Raw genomic sequence first — 16105 nt, 5'->3', positions numbered from 1 at the left:
GTAAGTGCTTAATTATTTTATTGAATTGGATTTTTTTTAAATAATCTTCTTATTCTGTAAGTTTGTGTAGCTACCCACACTCAGGTATGAGCGTGGTTTTTTCATTTCTAATCATTCATTTATGAAAGTTGCTATTGTAAAATACAATGCAGGAAATGTACAGTCAGTGATTTATGCCTTGAACCGTTTGGGAATTGATCCAATTGTAACGGATGATCCAGATGAGTTGAAATCAGCTGATAAAGTTATTTTTCCTGGTGTTGGAGAAGCTGCTTCTGCAATGAAGTATCTTAAAGAAAAGAATCTTGATACTGTTATTAAAGAGCTAACGCAACCTGTTTTAGGGATTTGCTTAGGTTTGCAGCTATTGTGTAAACACTCTGAAGAAAGAGATACAGAATGTCTGGGTATTTTTGATGTAGAAGTGAAACGTTTTCCTTCTTCTGACTTGAAAGTACCTCAAATTGGGTGGAATAGAGTATTTGACCTAAAAAGTCCATTGTTTAAAGATGTGGATGAAAATAGCTATGTCTATTTTGTACACAGTTTTTATGCTGCAATGTCAGATAATACCATTGCTCAAACAGACTACGCTACAAACTTCAGTGCTTCTCTGTCTAAAGACAATTTCCATGCAGTACAATTTCACCCAGAAAAAAGCAGTACTGTAGGTAGTAAAATACTAGAGAACTTCATTCATCATTGCTAATTCGGAAGCGCCAGTTTCCAATCAACTAACAATACTTTAAACTTATTTTTCAGTTCATTACGTACGGTTTCCAATATGAAATTAGAAGTTATTCCAGCCATAGATTTAATAGAAGGCAAGTGTGTTCGCCTTTCACAAGGGGATTATGGGACAAAGAAAGTTTATGATGCAAGCCCTTTAGACCTAGCCAAGCAATTTGAAGATGCAGGTATCAAACGTCTTCACTTAGTTGACCTTGAAGGAGCTAAAATCAAGAAAGTAACCAATCATAAAGTATTAGAAGAAATTACGGCCAATACCAATCTGATCGTAGATTTTGGTGGAGGTATTCAAGCGGAAGAAGATTTACAAAAAGCTTTTGACCATGGCGCACATTTCTTGACTTGTGGAAGTATTGCCGTTAAAGATCGTCCGACATTTGAGTCTTGGCTCAATAAATTTGGAAGTGATAAATTTATTCTGGCAGCAGATGCGAAAGACCGTAAAATTGCTATTCATGGTTGGATGGAAACTTCAGATTTAGAAGTGACGGAGTTTATCCGATCATATAAAAAGCTTGGTGTCAATTCTGTTTTGTGTACAGATATTAGCAAAGATGGAATGCTTCAAGGAACATCTGTTGATCTTTACAAAGAAATCCAATCTGAATTTCCTGACCTAGAACTGATTGCTAGTGGTGGTGTGAGTGGAATTGAAGACCTTATTGCATTGGATGAAGCTGGAATTTATGGTGTTGTAGTCGGGAAAGCATTCTACGAGGGAAGATTGACTATCGATCAGCTTGCTAAGAAAATAAATAGCTAATTTTTTAATCCGAAAACTTATGCTTACAAAAAGAATTATTCCTTGTTTGGATATAAAGGATGGAGAAACTGTAAAAGGAGTCAACTTTGTGAATCTCCGTTCGGCTGGTGATCCTGTAGAGCTTGCAGAGAAGTATAGCCAACAAGGTGCAGATGAATTGGTGTTTTTGGATATCACCGCAACGGTTGAGAAACGAAAAACACTAACAGAGTTGGTTAAAAAGGTTGCTCAAAAGATTAATATTCCATTTACTGTGGGTGGCGGAATTTCTTCAAAAGAAGATGTCTACGCACTTTTAAAAGCTGGTGCAGATAAAGTATCTATCAATTCCTCGGCAATCAGAAGACCAGAACTCATCAATGAATTATCTAATGAATTTGGTGCTCAATGTGTCGTAGTTGCTATAGATACTCGTTGGGTAAATGGAGAACATATTGTTCATGTGAAAGGAGGTAGAGAAGCTACTGAAGTTCGTACAATTCCGTGGGCGAATGAGGTGCAAGAGAGAGGTGCTGGCGAAATCCTTCTAACATCTATGGATCATGACGGAACAAAAAATGGATTTGCTTTAGAATTGACATCTCAGCTTACCAAAACTTTAAATATACCTGTGATCGCCTCTGGTGGTGCTGGAAATGCAGATCATTTTGAGGAAATCTTCAAAGATAATGGCGCAGATGCCGCACTTGCTGCAAGTATTTTCCATTATGGAGAAGTCTTAATTCCTGACTTAAAAAAGCAACTCCAACAATCGGGAGTCACTGTCAGATTAAACTAAGAAACTGAAAACTCAAGCAGGAATGTTTGAGTTTTTTTATGCTCAATCGTTTAATGTGTCCATCTATTTTATGAAAATCCGAGATTTATTAATATCAAAATTGTTCATTTTCTGTTAAGATCATTTTTTCAATTATGAGGATGTTTTGGTACATGCTATTTTGACCATCGAACAATCGGATTTTTAGTATGAAAAAATATAGCTTACAGACTTTGACTTTACTTTTTGCATTAGTGTTCTCGCTTTCTTCTTGTTTTGAAGAATCGAAAGAATTTGAGCCAATTGATGATGATAAGGATCCTGTTGAGACTCCTGTCGATGATCCTGTAGAGGAAGAAGTAAATATCAAATGGGAAAATTGGTATTTATCTGTGCCACTTGAAAAGGAAAATGGAAAAGCAACCTCAATCTACCCAGATATTATTACTGCTGATGGATTAACTGATGAGCAGAATGAGTTTTTCTACCAAAATGAAGATGGGAGTTATACGATGTATACCAAGTTTACAGGATATACAACTTCTGGTTATTCAGACTTAGGAGGAGGAAAGTATTGTAGAACTGAACTTCGCGAATTTTGGAAAGGTAATCCTGATACTAATGACAACTGGTATATGCAAACAGGAACTCATGTGTTAGAAACAACCCTAAAGGTAGACTACTGCGAAGGTTCTGGTCAAACTTACGTAGCTCAGATTCATGGTAAAGAAACTGAAGGATTGGAAGGTTCACCAGCCACAATTAAAATACAATGGAAAGATGGAGATATTGTAGTGGAATATTATGTAAAACCTTCTGATGGTGTTTGGACGAGTGATGATGATGAGAAGATCACAATTGCGACAGTGGATAATGAAATCTTTACAATGAAACTGAAGGTTGAAGGAGGGAAGTTCTATTACGGAATAGAATGTGAAGCTAAAGATATTGATATTCCATTTACTGAACTTTATGACTATGTAGGGAATGGATACGCCTATCAAAATTATTTCAAAACAGGAAATTATTTTAAATACAATAAAGATTATGAAAAATCTGCTCAAGTAGTTTTGTATAAAGTTGTTACTGAGCATTTGGATTAAGTTGACGGTCTGTTTCGGAATGAAAAAATAGCTTTTTGAGCTATAAGATTTGGTTAATGTTATGAATGTGTTGTAGCCTAGAATAGCCCTTAACGGGTTGTTTTAGGCTTTTTTTTAAGATTAAACTGACAAATTCAAATATGGTATTATTCTAGCTGAAAATGGTATTTGATACTAAGTGTATTAACTACCTTTATTTTCGAGTTCGCGACTCACCTAATCGTAAAGATTATTTGATGTAAATGATTTTTTAATGGACTAATCAGTCTGATTATTCAACTTAAGATTATAGCAATGAGAAAGAAATTGACCAGTAGCAACATATTTAATACTTCTTACTTATTGAAGATTTCAATAGCCGCATTATTCCTTTCAGGACTTTCATTCACGGCATGTGAAGAAACAGAAGATAGTATTAATGAAGTAGTGGAGAGCGATAGAGTTGTTAAGCCAATCGCAAACTTTACGTTTTCAAATGAAAATCCAGATTCTCCATATGAAGTAACTTTCGCAAATGCTTCTTCTGATGCTTCTTCTTATGCATGGGATTTTGGTGATGGAAATACTTCAACAGATGAATCTCCTGTTCATACGTATACTGATCCAGGGATTTATGACGTGAAATTAACGGCAGCTGATGAAACAGATCAATCAAATTCAAAGATCGTTAGTGTAACTGTTTTAGAGATTATGTTGATTGCTGACTTTACAGTTACTTATAGTGAAACAAAACCACTTGAAGTTTCTTTCAGTAATATTTCAGAAAATGCAGTATCATATGCATGGGATTTTGGTGATGAAAATACATCTACGGAAGAATCACCAGTTCATGAGTACGCTACAGGTGGAGATTATACAGTAACATTGACAGCTACTGATATTCTAGGAGAAACAGAAATGAAAGAAATGGTAGTTTCTGTAAGTGAAGGTGTAATTGCTGAGATTTCTTTACCTAGTTTCGAGTCAGCTGATAATGACGAATTGTATGCTTCATGGCATATGTCACCGAATTTGGGTGGTAAAATTCAAAGTTCTTCTAGCCCTGTGAAAAGTGGTAACAAAGCAGGTAAACTACCTGGTGATGGTTCAAGAATGGCGTATCAGCTAGTAGAAGTTAGACCAAATTCAGAATACAATGTAACATTCTATTATACCTTGAAAGCTGGAGATGGCGGTAATTTGAATGTCGCTATTCTTGGTGGTCACGTAGAGGACTTGGCAGGTGTAGAAGGTGCTACAATTACTGCTTCAGACTTCAATGACCAGACAGATGCAAACGAATATGTGAGAGCAACTGTGAATTTTGAAACTGGAGACAATGATCATATTGCGATTTATATGACAAACAGTGCAGTTGATGCTCGTTTTGATGATTTCTCAATTGAGCTTGTACAATAGTTTAGTTTAAGTCATGATAAACACAGCCCTAGCAGTCTCTGTACTGCTAGGGCTTTTTTATATCTTCTAAAAATTAGTATTTTTCATATCTAAATTTTGATATAATTAATGACGAGATGAAATCTTATTTATTCTTTAATCTAATTCTATTCTTGCTTCTAATTACTTCTTGTTCTACCGAATCGGCTAAAAACAAAGGGGAAGAAGAAAAGGATGCTGTTCAATCTAGTTTGGTATATGTAATCAATGATGATGAAGCTAGTTTAGTGTTGAGCTCCTCAAACTCAAAATCAGATTTAGAGCAGTTGAAAGAAATTTTTAAAAAAGATAAGGACATTGATCTAGACTTCTCTAAATCTACTTTTACGGATAAAGGAAAACTAAAGCGATTGCATATGATCGTTGATTGTAACGATGGGTTTAAGGGTGATTTAGAAGTTTCTTCACTTACGCTTAAACTAAAAAAACAAGGTTTTAGAAGAGATTACCTTATTCGTGACAATGTGCCTTTTTACATTGGAAACATGTAATTCAATAATCATTAAAACTTATGAAAAGAGTAACAGGTATAGGAGGTATTTTTTTCAAGTGTAAAGACCCTGAAAAGACTAAGAATTGGTATAAAACACATCTTGGTTTAGATACCGATCCTTATGGGACAAACTTTGAATGGCGAAATTCCGATACACCAGAAAAGAAAGGTTTTTCACAATGGAGCCCCTTTAAAGAAGATTCGAAGTATTTTGAACCTTCAGAGAAGGACTTTATGATCAATTACAGAGTCGAGAATTTAGAGAAATTGGTAGAGGTTTTAAAATCTGAAGGAGTCCAAGTCTTAGATGAAATACAGGAATTTCCTTACGGTAAGTTTGTACATATTTTGGATTCTGAAGGAAGTAAGGTTCAGCTTTGGGAGCCAAATGATATTGAATACGAGAAATTAGTTGAGGGAAGAACAAAATAAGCATACAGATGAAAATTGAAGCAGCTACTCCTTTAGAATACCTAGAGCAGGTTCCATCTGATCGGAAGGAATTTTTTGAGAAATTAAGAGATGTTATTCTTGAAAACTTACCAGAAGGCTTTGAAGAAACAATGAATTATGGAATGATCGGTTATGTTGTGCCTCATTCATTGTACCCTAAAGGCTACCATTGCAATCCAGAACTTCCACTTCCATTTCTAAATATTGCTTCTCAAAAAAACTTCATTGGTTTTTATCATATGGGAATTTACGCTGATACAGATCTGTTGGATTGGTTTGTAACAGAATTTCCGAAGCATAGCAAATACAAATTGGATATGGGGAAAAGCTGTATTCGATTTAAAAAAGTCGATCATATTCCATATGATCTGATCGCTGAACTAGTCCGCAAAATTACTCCAGAAGATTGGATAAACACTTACGATAAATCCTTTTCGAAGAAGTAAAGATTTAGAATATTAAAACTTCATATAAAATAAATCTTATTCAGAAGGAACTTTTTTCATTTTAGTTCGTGATTATTAGACAATTTAAATGCAATACAGTTGCAAATAGTGAATTTGGTTTCTAAGTTTGCAACTGTATTGCATTTAAATATGGTTAGAAACTTACTAATATTAATTATAGCCTTTTTGGCTAGAAATTCTTTTGCCCAAGATATTCATTTACACGTACTAGAGGAAAGTACCATGTTGCCAATCATAGGGGCAACTATAAAATCTGCTGATGATCAGTTAGGAGGTATTACAAATGCGGAAGGTATTGTAGACTTCTATGACATAACTGGGGAAAAGTTTCAGTTTGAAATATCATCATTGGGCTTTATCAGTCAAACTATTGATGTTGATTTATCCGAAAGTCAAGCCTATCATATTTATCTCAAGTCTTCTTTAGTAGAATTGAATGAAGTAAGTATTGAAGAACATAAAGAAGATATTTTCAAGCAGTCCAAAGTAACCGAGTATTTAAATAGCGAATACCTATATAAGCAACAAGCCAACACTCTTGGTCATGCATTGGCTCAACGAGCTGGTATTAATACTCAAAAAGTAGGTGTGGGAGTTAGTAAGCCTGTTATTCGAGGTTTATCGGCTAACCGTATTGTTGTAAATACAAACGGAATTAAGCAACAGGATCAGCAATGGGGCTCAGATCACGGATTGGCAATTAGCCAAGAGAGTGTAGAAGGCATTGAGATTGCTAAAGGAGCATCCTCTCTTTTGTATGGCTCAGATGCTATGGGAGGAGTTATAAATGTGGAAGAAGGGAAAATACCAGAAGATTCTTTACAGGTAAGTCTAAATACTGTTTATAAAAGTAATAACCAAAGTATAGGTTCGGCTTTTAACCTTGGTCTTAAGATGAACAATGATCAGTTTTTGAAACTAAATGCTTCATATCAAGACTATGGGAATTATCGTGTTCCTGCAGATGATTTTGTCTATCTGACTTATCGATTTCCAATTGAAGACAGAACATTGGCAAATACCTCAGGGAGTGAATATAATATTGGAGGAACATTTGGTATCGATAAGAGTTGGGGAAATATTGCTCTGACGGTAAACAATTATAATCAGATTTCGGGCTTTTTCCCTGGAGCTATCGGAATACCTTCCTCTAATTGGTTGTCTACTTTTGACTTAAAGAGTAGAACACCAGAAGTACCAAGGCAAGAAGTAAATCACTTTAAAACGATTCTGAATTCAGAGTTTTTACTTGGTGAAAACCACTTGCATATAGACTTAGGTTATCAGCAAAATAAAAGAAGAGAACTTTCAGACCCTACTAGGCACGGAAGACCTCTTGGAGAGTACGAATACTTAGCACTTGGTTTAGATTTAGAGACATATACCTCTAACATCCTCCTTGTAATCGGAGAGGGGAGTAATTTTGTACAGTCTTTAGGGATCAGCAGCGAACATCAGCAAAATACTGAGATGGGTTTTGATCACCTACTTCCAAGTTACCGTCAAGATGCGTTGGGTGCATTTTGGGTTGGAGCTTATACATTTTCTGATAAGCTGAAATTGGATGGTGGAATTAGATATGATCTGATTCAAATAGAAGTGGATGAATATGTCGATGAAATTTTCCCAAATCCTGAAGATCCTGAAAAACCATGGTACAGAAATGAGGCAATGGAGAAGAATTTTTCAAATCTATCTTATGCCATCGGACTGAATTATACGCCTATTTCTGAACTAGATTTTAAGTTGAATTTTGCGAAGTCTTTTAGAGCTCCTAATGTACCAGAGTTGGCTATGAATGGAGTGCATCATGGTACATTTAGGCATGAAAAGGGTAATGCAGATTTAGATGAGGAGATTGGTTATCAAGCTGAGTTTGTCGCTTCCTTTAAGAATGAGCGATTTGGACTTACATTAAGTCCTTACTTCTACTTATTTAAGAATTACATTTATTTATCACCTTCTTCTACTCCTTCAAATTTACCTGATGCAGGTCAAATCTATCAATATAAACAAGATGATGGTATTCATACAGGTTTTGAATGGGAGACATTCTTCAACTTTAATCAATCTTGGAAAATAGAACATGTAGGAGAGTATCTATATAACAGAAGGTTGGAAGAACCTATCGCATTCCCGTTTACTCCTCCTATTTCTACCTTGACTACACTCTCATATGAGTATCAGAGTAATGTCGGTGTATTTAATAGACCTTTTATAAATCTAGAATACAGAATTACTGCTGACCAAGATCGAGTAGACAGAAATGAGCCAATGACAGAAGGCTTTCAATTAGTCAATTTACACTTGGGCTGTTTCTTTGATGTGAGTGAGCATTTACATGGATCTTTCAATTTTAGAATAGATAATCTCTTGGATACCTATTACATGGATCATCTGAGTAGATATAGAATATTAGGGCTACCAGAGCAGGGACGTAATGTGACTGCTAGTGTTCGCCTTTGGTTTTAGTTTAACTTAATAGTATACAAATCTTTACAAATGAAAAAGTCGATTATTTTTGCTGCTTCTTTTGCACTTACTGCATTTATGACATCATGTGACGATTCTGAGGACAGTGTTGACAAAACTGGACCAGAAGTTACAGAATTCGAGATTTTTATGGCTGATGAAGAACATGATCATAATCACAGATCAAGTTCTGAAGACCATGAACATGAGCACGTAGAGCTACATGCAGGTGAAGAAGCTATCTTAGAGTTCTCAGCAATTGATGACTCTGATATCGTATCATGGAAATTGAACATCCACCCGAACTTTGATGGACATGACCATGGACATAACCATAGATCAGCTGCTTCAACAGATGAGGATGAGGATAACTTCGGTTGGAATGAGGATTTCATTGGAACTTTCGATAATCCTTCATCAAGTGTGAGCTTAGAGCATTACCACTTCGATATCCCTGAATATATCTATAAAACAGGAGCTATGGCTGGTAAAGCTTGGGAAGGAGATGAAGCAGATCTACCAGTTGATGGTTCTGTTGTAGAGATTCCAGAAGGAGAGTATCACGCTATTCTTTTCGTATTTGATGAGTTTGGTAACGAAACTATCGAATTTAAAGATATTCATATTGAGCATGGCGATCATGACCACGAAGAATTGTAAGAAATATCAATTCTTATAATTTTGAAAGCGATCCTTTCTGGGTCGCTTTTTTTTGTATTTGAAATTAGAATACAGGGAATAAAAAAAGGTTCTAGCAGATACTAGAACCATTTTTCAAATACAGATGAATATAAAACATACACAGTCTTTTCGGTATTTACAGACTGTAACCGAAATAATTTACAGATTTCCTCGTCTTGCTTGTTCTCTTTCAATTGCTTCAAATAATGCTTTGAAGTTTCCTTTACCAAAAGAGTTAGCGCCTTTTCTTTGAATGATCTCGAAGAATAGTGTTGGTCTATCTTCAACGGGTTTTGTGAAGATTTGAAGAAGGTATCCCTCTTCATCTCTATCAACCAAGATGTTCAAGTCTTTTAAAGCTTCAATATCTTCATCAATAGCACCTACACGGTCCTTTAAATCTTCATAATATTCATTAGGTACGTGAAGGAATTCAATACCTCTTTTTCGAAGTTCAGCCACAGTAAAAAGAATATCGTCAGTAGCAATAGCAATATGTTGCACACCAGCTCCGTGATAAAATTCTAAATACTCATCAATCTGAGATTTTCTCTTTCCTTCAGCAGGTTCATTGATTGGGAATTTTACAAAACCATTGCCATTAGTCACAACTTTAGACATTAGTGCTGTATATTCAGTCGAAATGTCTTCATCGTCAAAAGTGAGGAGTAGCTTAAATCCCATAACATCTTCATAGAATTTAACCCATTCATCCATTCTTCCTAGCTCAACATTCCCTACACAGTGATCAACATATTTGAAACCTACAGGAGTTGTTTCGAAAGTGGATGATCTAGCCTCATAACCAGGTAAGAAAGGACCATCGTATTGTTCTCTTTCTACAAACTTATGAACTGTTTCACCGTAAGTAGCAATTGCTGAAATAACTACTTCACCATTTGAATCTGTATAGATTTCAGGTTCAGAGATAGGGGTAGCCCCACGTTTAACAGTTTCTTCGAAAGACTTTTTAGCATCATCTACCCAAAGTGCTAAAACTTTCACACCATCGCTATGTCTTCTTACATGATCAGAAATTTCTGATTCGGGGTGCATAGCTGTCGTAAATACAAATCGTAATTTCCCTTGTTCTAATACATAAGAAGCTTTATCTCTCACACCTGTTTCAGGACCAGCGTACGCAACGAGCTTAAATCCGAAAGCAGATTGATAAAAGTAGGCTGCTTGTTTTGCGTTACCTACATAGAATTCGATGTGGTCTGTACCTTTCAGAGGTAAAAAATCTTCAACTTGATTTAACTCTGAGTTTGGATTGAAAACGGTTTCCATGGTCTGTTGTGTGTTTTTGGTTTCTATTATTGATAAAGTATTTTTTAAGAATAAAAATAGCCTTATCAAGTGTGTATCGTGTGTTTATCAAATGACGACTTGTAACATCGTAAGCTTTAATATAATTAAACGATCTTGAGCAACACAAGTAGGTAAGTCTTTTTGCAATAGGAAGTTAACACGTGTAAAGAATACGCCTAAAAGAAACTCAAATAAGGATGATTTTGACTTTCTTTTAATCAAAAGTTAGAAAAGAAGGGGGAAGAGAAAGAATGGAGAGAATGATAAATAAAGACTTTATTCTAAAGAGAGAAAAAAGTAAAAAACAAGTCCAATATTACCTTCAAAAAAAGATGTAATATTGGACTTATAATTAAAGAATGGCTTCAACAATTATTCCTTGATAAATCTGATCGTAGTATCATCTACTTGAAGGAAGTAAATACCGCTTTTTAAACTAGATACATTTATCTGATCCCTTAACTTATTTAAGGTTCCGCTCATTTCGAGATTACCTAATATATTTAATACCCTGTATGAAGTATTAGATGTTTTACTTTCAATGAATAGAACATCTTTTGTAGGGTTAGGGAAAATAGAAATGTTATTTGTTACAGTTGGGCTGCTTAATGGATCAATTACAGATATAGGCGCAAGCCCTTCCATTATATATGTGACTTTTAGTTTTCCTTCAACATTTGCAGGAAGAGTGACAATTCTTGTATCTCTATTGAAATCAGTGAAATTCTCTCCATTAAGGCTCACAGATTGAATTTTCAGCTTATCAAAATCAATAGCTAATGGATTCATCAGGAGTTCGCGTTCAGTATTGCTTGCTTCAATGTTATAATATAAAGAAGCTCCTTCTTGCTTTAGGAGTAATTGACTGTATAAATAAGCATAATAAGCTGTCTCTATAGAGTGGTAAGCTGCCTTCCAGTCATTTCCTTTATCTTCACCCCATTGAGGTATTTTACTTCCATTCTGAGCCCTATCAGCATAAATTTCTCCATATGTTGGATCTACAAAATAATCCATGAAGAAGTCTAAACTTTCTTCGGTCATTTGAAGGTACTTTTCATCTTTGGTAATATCGAAGAGTATGAATCCTGATGTTATAGCTTGTTCCATTTGCCACCATGCTTTAGCCTTATCTGAAATACCATACATCATCATTTGTCCATTGGTACGATCATAATCTTTGAATGGGCCTCCGTAAATATGATCGTAGCCATTTTGAAGTACATCATCAATTAGTACTTCAGCAGCATTAATTGCATTATTATCTTGATCTATTCGATGGATTCGTCCTAAACACCATGCCGTCTTTAAAACATGTCCCATGATCGTGCGGTTTTGAGAATGATCGATATTCCATTCACTATCAAACTCCTCTGCAAATCCAATGACTGATTGATCCATACTTCCAACTAGGTATTCAATCATATTTGATTTTAGAATATTTAATCGGTCAAGGTATTGCTGATCTCCTGTAGTAAGGTACAGCGGATAGAGGTGTGTAGTAATTGCATCTACAGTAGAGTTAAATGATTTGCCATTAGGGTTCTCACTTTGTGTATTTGTTTTATGAAAATACCCCAAATACTCAGTTCGATCATCCCAATACACTTCATTCATGTGATCGAGTCCCTTTTCTATGACATTCCATGTATTTGAACTCCTTGTTGCTTCATAGAATGCCGCGTTTCCTAAAAGAGCATAATGTTGATCAAATGCTGTTTTATCTCCAGTTCTAGGAGACGAACCTGACCTGTTCGAACTTCTGTGCCAGCCACCATAGTTTTCATCCCAAAGATGATTGTCAATAAAATCAAGTGAAGAAGAAGCCATCTGTAAGTATTCTTCATTTCCAGTTAGCATAAATGCTCGAGTCATGCCATAAGCATCTCTGGATAAAGATACAAGGTGTTTTTCTGAGGTATTTGTAGCGTTACCTTCCTTATTTACGAAAGTGTAAAACCCACCATAGGTCGGGTCATGAACACCTGACCAAAACTTAGCACAGTCATCAGCGAAGTCGATTAAGAGTTCTGGATTTTGAAAATAAGGACTAGTAACTTGAACTTGTTGCCCAAATAGGCACGTGTTGATTAGTACTCCTATTAGAGAAATACTAATAGAGTAAAGTTTTTTCATTTTCATAGTTAATTGGTTATTAAAAAATCAGAATTGGTTGTCAAAAAGTAATTTTGATTATCCATATTCTGCGACCAATTTACTTAATAAAAAGTATAAGTTTTAGCTTTATCTGTATTTATTACACAAATAAAAACTCCCCTTCATTTCCTGTTGAAGGGGAGCTTTATGTATATGAAATTCAGTGATTATCTAGAAACTTTGGCACCGCCATCACTTTCCATTAGTTGTAGAACTTCTTCTTTGCTAACAGCATTGAAATCTCCTTCAATACCATGTTTTAGTGAAGAAGATGCAATCGCAAAGTCAATAACTGGTTGGAGGTTATCATAAGTATTTAAGCCATAAATGATACCTGCCATAAAGGCATCGCCACCACCAATACGGTCAACAATATGAGTAAGCTCATATTTTTTGCTTCGGTATACTTTTTTACCATCGTAAAGTGCTCCTGCCCAAGTATGATGATTAGCCGATTTTACACCTCTAGATGAAAATACGACAACTTGACAATTTGGATTTTTATCCATTAATTCTTGTCCTGATTGAGCAAATGCCTCATCCGAAACTTCATCTTTTAATACATCTACATCAGGGTGAATACCAGACATCACGTGACAACCTTTCATTAGGTTTGGCATTACTTCGGTATCTGATTTACCCCATTTCCATAATTTGGCTCTGAAGTTATAATCCATAGAGACTTTAAGCCCCATTTCATTTGCTTTCTGAATTGCTTTCTCACAGATTAATGCTGCATTTTCAGAAACTGCAGGAGTAATTCCACTCCAATGAAACCAGCTAGCATCATTAAAAATTTCCTCCCAATTAAATGTATCAACTTCTAGCTGAGTAAAAGAACTGTCTGATCTATCATATATCACTTTTCCACCTCTATGCATACTTGCACCTTCAGCGAAATAGACACCAAGTCGTCCATCTTTACGTATTATATTTTTCGTGTTTACATCGTATCTTTTTAGAAAACGAATTGCTTCATCAGCAAGGTCGTGGTTTGGAAGTGCCGAAACCATTTCCACATTTAAACCAAAGTTTCCTAAGGATGCTGCAACATTTGCTTCTGCTCCACCAAAATTTATATCTAATTGTTGAGTTTGAGTAAATCTTTTTGTGTTGGGTGGAGATAAGCGCATCAAAATTTCTCCAAATGTGATGATTTTATGTTTGTTCATTCTTAATGTTTTTTAGCTGTGGTCAAATGATAATGTGTGTTGAGAAGTAGTGTTGATCAAAAAATCTCAACTACAAATGTTCCTTAATATCTCGTGTCCTAATTTACAAGGTCTAGTTAGTAATGAACTTCAAAAATTGTCATGAAAGCTGTAAGAAATTCATTTATACCCTAAATTTTGAAGATTTTACTATCAAATTTGAGTATTGGTGTAGTTGTAATGGGTTGTGAGTTGGTTTTTGTAGTTGAAACAGAATCTCTGAGGAAAGCTTCCAGAGGAAATAGAATTATCTGTTAAGTGAAATTTACAGGCGAATATACTTGTTAGAAAGTATAACTAATCTTTACTTCAAAAAGTGAGTTTTATTTAAAATGAAAAAGCCTTCAACCGTTTAGAGCAGTTGAAGGCTTTTTTGATGAATTAAGGAATACTAATTCTTAGAAACTTTTCCCTAAGGTGAAAACTACTTGATTAGTATTGTTATCTATATCATACACAGGTACTGGGTCTGGTGCGTAAAGTTGGAAAGGCTGATAACTTGAATTTGATTGCGTATTGATAAATGCGAAATCAATGAAAAAGTTAGCATTTCTATACCCTAGACCACCCGTAATATATTGTGTCGACTGATCAACATCTCTATACTCCGCTTCTGTTGGGTCTGGATAATAAGCATATCCACCTCTTAGATAAAAGTTTTTATTTAACCTGTATTCTGCACCAGTTCTGATATTCACTCTACCCTTATGTTCTTCAGATAAAATATCATTGTCGGCAATGAAGTCTACATCAGAATCAAAGGTTACATCATAGCCATTAGAGATTTTCATTTGATTGTAAGCTACATATTCGGCATCAAAAGTTATGAAACCAGATTTTCCGAAGAAATAAGAAGCACCAATACTAGCTTTCATAGGTGTTCGGAGGTTGTAACTTGTCTGAAGAGGATATACACTGCTTTCTGTACCTGATGTGACAGCACCTGTATGGCTATCATTAGGTGTAACTCCTAAGAAGTCCTGTACAAAAGATTTTTCATCGAATGAATTTGTATCCCATTGTGTAGCTAAGCGAAAGCTGCTTTGATCTGTAACTCTATAAAAAGTAGGTGTTTCAAATGTAAACCCTAGTCTAAGTCGATCAGATTGTTTGTAAATCAAACCTAGTTTAGCATTGATACCAATACTTTCGCTACGAATACTCTCATTTAAACCAATATATTCAGGAGTAGGTAAATCTTTTTCAACTCCATTTATTACGTAGTAGTTTCTACTTTGATTTTCCTCATAATATCTTGTCATGTTGTAGTTGAAATAAGGAATCCCAACTGAAACACCCCAAGACAATTGATTATTGATTTGTTCACCATAACCCACGTCGAATTGATAATGTCCTCCTCTTGTTTCGATATATCCACTTCGACTATCTGGAGCCGTATTTACAAGGTTGTAATAATCGTAATTATCAGGGTCTGAAGGATCGACAGCTCTTACTAAACCTAATTGATATGCGGCTTCAGCTGGTGAAAAAATCCAATTAGGGTCTGGAGCGTAATAACCATAATTTGCTTCAGTAAACTCCTTAGTAATTGAGCTTAATCCATCATTCCTTCCAAAATATGATGTTGTATTATTAAAGTTCTGAAGTTGATTGAAACTTATAGAAAAAGCTCCTTTTGACTCACCTTTTATTACAAAACCGAATTGAGGGAGATTGAAATTTGTATTTTTTTCAGTGCTAAAGTCAGTGTTATTGGTAGCTGTTGTTTGATTTATAGAAACAACACCTGTAATACTCATTTCACTTTTTCGGTAAAATGCTAAACCTGCAGGATTCAAATAAGCATTAGACATATTTCCTCCTAGAGAAATTCCAGAACCACCTAAAGCTTGAATTCTTGCATCTCCTCCAAGTTCATTCTTAGAAAATCGAACAGCATCCTTGTAGAAGCCAATAGGTTCGATTTGAGCTAATGCAGAAAAAGGGAGCAGTAGTAAAAAAAAGAATATTGTTTGTTTATTTTTCATTTTATCAAGTGTTGTCATAGCTGAATTTGAGAAACTTTCGATATAGAAAGAATTAAACTCTA

General features: G+C 35.1%; 14 protein-coding genes. 10 read left to right on the top strand and 4 right to left on the bottom strand.

The window, feature by feature from the left end:
- The first annotated feature begins 121 nt into the window (after window positions 1-121).
- From hisH to BC781_RS01720, 10 genes are all read left to right on the top strand, one after another.
- The gene (gene hisH, locus BC781_RS01765; RefSeq protein ID WP_109615529.1) at window positions 122-709 is read left to right on the top strand and encodes an imidazole glycerol phosphate synthase subunit HisH; all 588 of its coding nucleotides are present in this window, start codon (window positions 122-124) and stop codon (window positions 707-709) included.
- Window positions 710-784: 75 nt separating this feature from the next.
- The gene (gene hisA / locus BC781_RS01760; protein ID WP_109615528.1) at window positions 785-1513 is read left to right on the top strand and encodes a 1-(5-phosphoribosyl)-5-[(5-phosphoribosylamino)methylideneamino]imidazole-4-carboxamide isomerase; all 729 of its coding nucleotides are present in this window, start codon (window positions 785-787) and stop codon (window positions 1511-1513) included.
- A 19-nt stretch (window positions 1514-1532) separates the two neighbouring features.
- Window positions 1533-2291 carry an imidazole glycerol phosphate synthase subunit HisF gene (gene hisF, locus BC781_RS01755; RefSeq protein WP_109615527.1) on the top strand — a complete coding sequence of 253 codons (759 nt, stop codon included), beginning with the start codon at window positions 1533-1535 and terminating at the stop codon, window positions 2289-2291.
- 188 nt (window positions 2292-2479) lie between these two features.
- Window positions 2480-3373 carry a polysaccharide lyase family 7 protein gene (locus BC781_RS01750; RefSeq protein WP_109615526.1) on the top strand — a complete coding sequence of 298 codons (894 nt, stop codon included), beginning with the start codon at window positions 2480-2482 and terminating at the stop codon, window positions 3371-3373.
- Window positions 3374-3667: 294 nt separating this feature from the next.
- On the top strand, window positions 3668-4771 hold the full coding sequence (locus tag BC781_RS01745) for a PKD domain-containing protein (protein WP_109615525.1): 1104 nt from the start codon (window positions 3668-3670) through the stop codon (window positions 4769-4771).
- Between the two features lie 116 nt (window positions 4772-4887).
- On the top strand, window positions 4888-5301 hold the full coding sequence (locus BC781_RS01740; protein WP_109615524.1) for a hypothetical protein: 414 nt from the start codon (window positions 4888-4890) through the stop codon (window positions 5299-5301).
- Window positions 5302-5321: 20 nt separating this feature from the next.
- Window positions 5322-5735, top strand: a complete 414-nt coding sequence (locus BC781_RS01735; RefSeq protein WP_109615523.1) for a VOC family protein — start codon at window positions 5322-5324, stop codon at window positions 5733-5735.
- 8 nt (window positions 5736-5743) lie between these two features.
- Complete coding sequence (locus BC781_RS01730) at window positions 5744-6202, top strand: DUF1801 domain-containing protein (protein WP_109615522.1); 459 nt, start codon at window positions 5744-5746, stop codon at window positions 6200-6202.
- 150 nt (window positions 6203-6352) lie between these two features.
- The gene (locus BC781_RS01725) at window positions 6353-8695 is read left to right on the top strand and encodes a TonB-dependent receptor (RefSeq protein WP_146201594.1); all 2343 of its coding nucleotides are present in this window, start codon (window positions 6353-6355) and stop codon (window positions 8693-8695) included.
- Window positions 8696-8725: 30 nt separating this feature from the next.
- Window positions 8726-9355 (top strand): DUF4625 domain-containing protein, encoded by a 630-nt coding sequence (locus BC781_RS01720; protein ID WP_109615520.1) that lies wholly within the window; start codon window positions 8726-8728, stop codon window positions 9353-9355.
- Window positions 9356-9535: 180 nt separating this feature from the next.
- Here the strand turns inward: BC781_RS01720 and hppD are convergent, their stop codons facing one another.
- The 4 genes from hppD to BC781_RS01700 form a co-directional block, all read right to left on the bottom strand.
- Window positions 9536-10666: a 4-hydroxyphenylpyruvate dioxygenase gene (hppD, locus tag BC781_RS01715; protein WP_109615519.1), complete on the bottom strand. Its 1131-nt coding sequence runs from the start codon at window positions 10664-10666 to the stop codon at window positions 9536-9538.
- A gap of 393 nt (window positions 10667-11059) precedes the next feature.
- Window positions 11060-12829 (bottom strand): AGE family epimerase/isomerase, encoded by a 1770-nt coding sequence (locus tag BC781_RS01710; RefSeq protein ID WP_109615518.1) that lies wholly within the window; start codon window positions 12827-12829, stop codon window positions 11060-11062.
- Between the two features lie 182 nt (window positions 12830-13011).
- On the bottom strand, window positions 13012-14016 hold the full coding sequence (locus BC781_RS01705) for a sugar kinase (RefSeq protein WP_109615517.1): 1005 nt from the start codon (window positions 14014-14016) through the stop codon (window positions 13012-13014).
- Window positions 14017-14453: 437 nt separating this feature from the next.
- Window positions 14454-16043 (bottom strand): OmpP1/FadL family transporter, encoded by a 1590-nt coding sequence (locus BC781_RS01700; protein ID WP_158281370.1) that lies wholly within the window; start codon window positions 16041-16043, stop codon window positions 14454-14456.
- Window positions 16044-16105: the final 62 nt, after the last annotated feature.

The sequence above is a fragment of the Sediminitomix flava genome, assembly GCF_003149185.1.
Lineage (GTDB): Bacteria > Bacteroidota > Bacteroidia > Cytophagales > Flammeovirgaceae > Sediminitomix > Sediminitomix flava.
The sequence above is the reverse complement of the archived record's forward strand: the minus strand, read 5'-3'. Positions and strand labels throughout refer to the sequence as shown.

Bases quoted from the DNA above. Each gene is read 5' to 3' on its own strand.
- hisH (WP_109615529.1), top strand. From the start codon at position 122: ATGAAAGTTGCTATTGTAAAATACAATGCAGGAAATGTACAGTCAGTG.
- hisA (WP_109615528.1), top strand. From the start codon at position 785: ATGAAATTAGAAGTTATTCCAGCCATAGATTTAATAGAAGGCAAGTGT.
- hisF (WP_109615527.1), top strand. From the start codon at position 1,533: ATGCTTACAAAAAGAATTATTCCTTGTTTGGATATAAAGGATGGAGAA.
- BC781_RS01750 (WP_109615526.1), top strand. From the start codon at position 2,480: ATGAAAAAATATAGCTTACAGACTTTGACTTTACTTTTTGCATTAGTG.
- BC781_RS01745 (WP_109615525.1), top strand. From the start codon at position 3,668: ATGAGAAAGAAATTGACCAGTAGCAACATATTTAATACTTCTTACTTA.
- BC781_RS01740 (WP_109615524.1), top strand. From the start codon at position 4,888: ATGAAATCTTATTTATTCTTTAATCTAATTCTATTCTTGCTTCTAATT.
- BC781_RS01735 (WP_109615523.1), top strand. From the start codon at position 5,322: ATGAAAAGAGTAACAGGTATAGGAGGTATTTTTTTCAAGTGTAAAGAC.
- BC781_RS01730 (WP_109615522.1), top strand. From the start codon at position 5,744: ATGAAAATTGAAGCAGCTACTCCTTTAGAATACCTAGAGCAGGTTCCA.
- BC781_RS01725 (WP_146201594.1), top strand. From the start codon at position 6,353: ATGGTTAGAAACTTACTAATATTAATTATAGCCTTTTTGGCTAGAAAT.
- BC781_RS01720 (WP_109615520.1), top strand. From the start codon at position 8,726: ATGAAAAAGTCGATTATTTTTGCTGCTTCTTTTGCACTTACTGCATTT.
- hppD (WP_109615519.1), bottom strand. From the start codon at position 10,666: ATGGAAACCGTTTTCAATCCAAACTCAGAGTTAAATCAAGTTGAAGAT.
- BC781_RS01710 (WP_109615518.1), bottom strand. From the start codon at position 12,829: ATGAAAATGAAAAAACTTTACTCTATTAGTATTTCTCTAATAGGAGTA.
- BC781_RS01705 (WP_109615517.1), bottom strand. From the start codon at position 14,016: ATGAACAAACATAAAATCATCACATTTGGAGAAATTTTGATGCGCTTA.
- BC781_RS01700 (WP_158281370.1), bottom strand. From the start codon at position 16,043: ATGAAAAATAAACAAACAATATTCTTTTTTTTACTACTGCTCCCTTTT.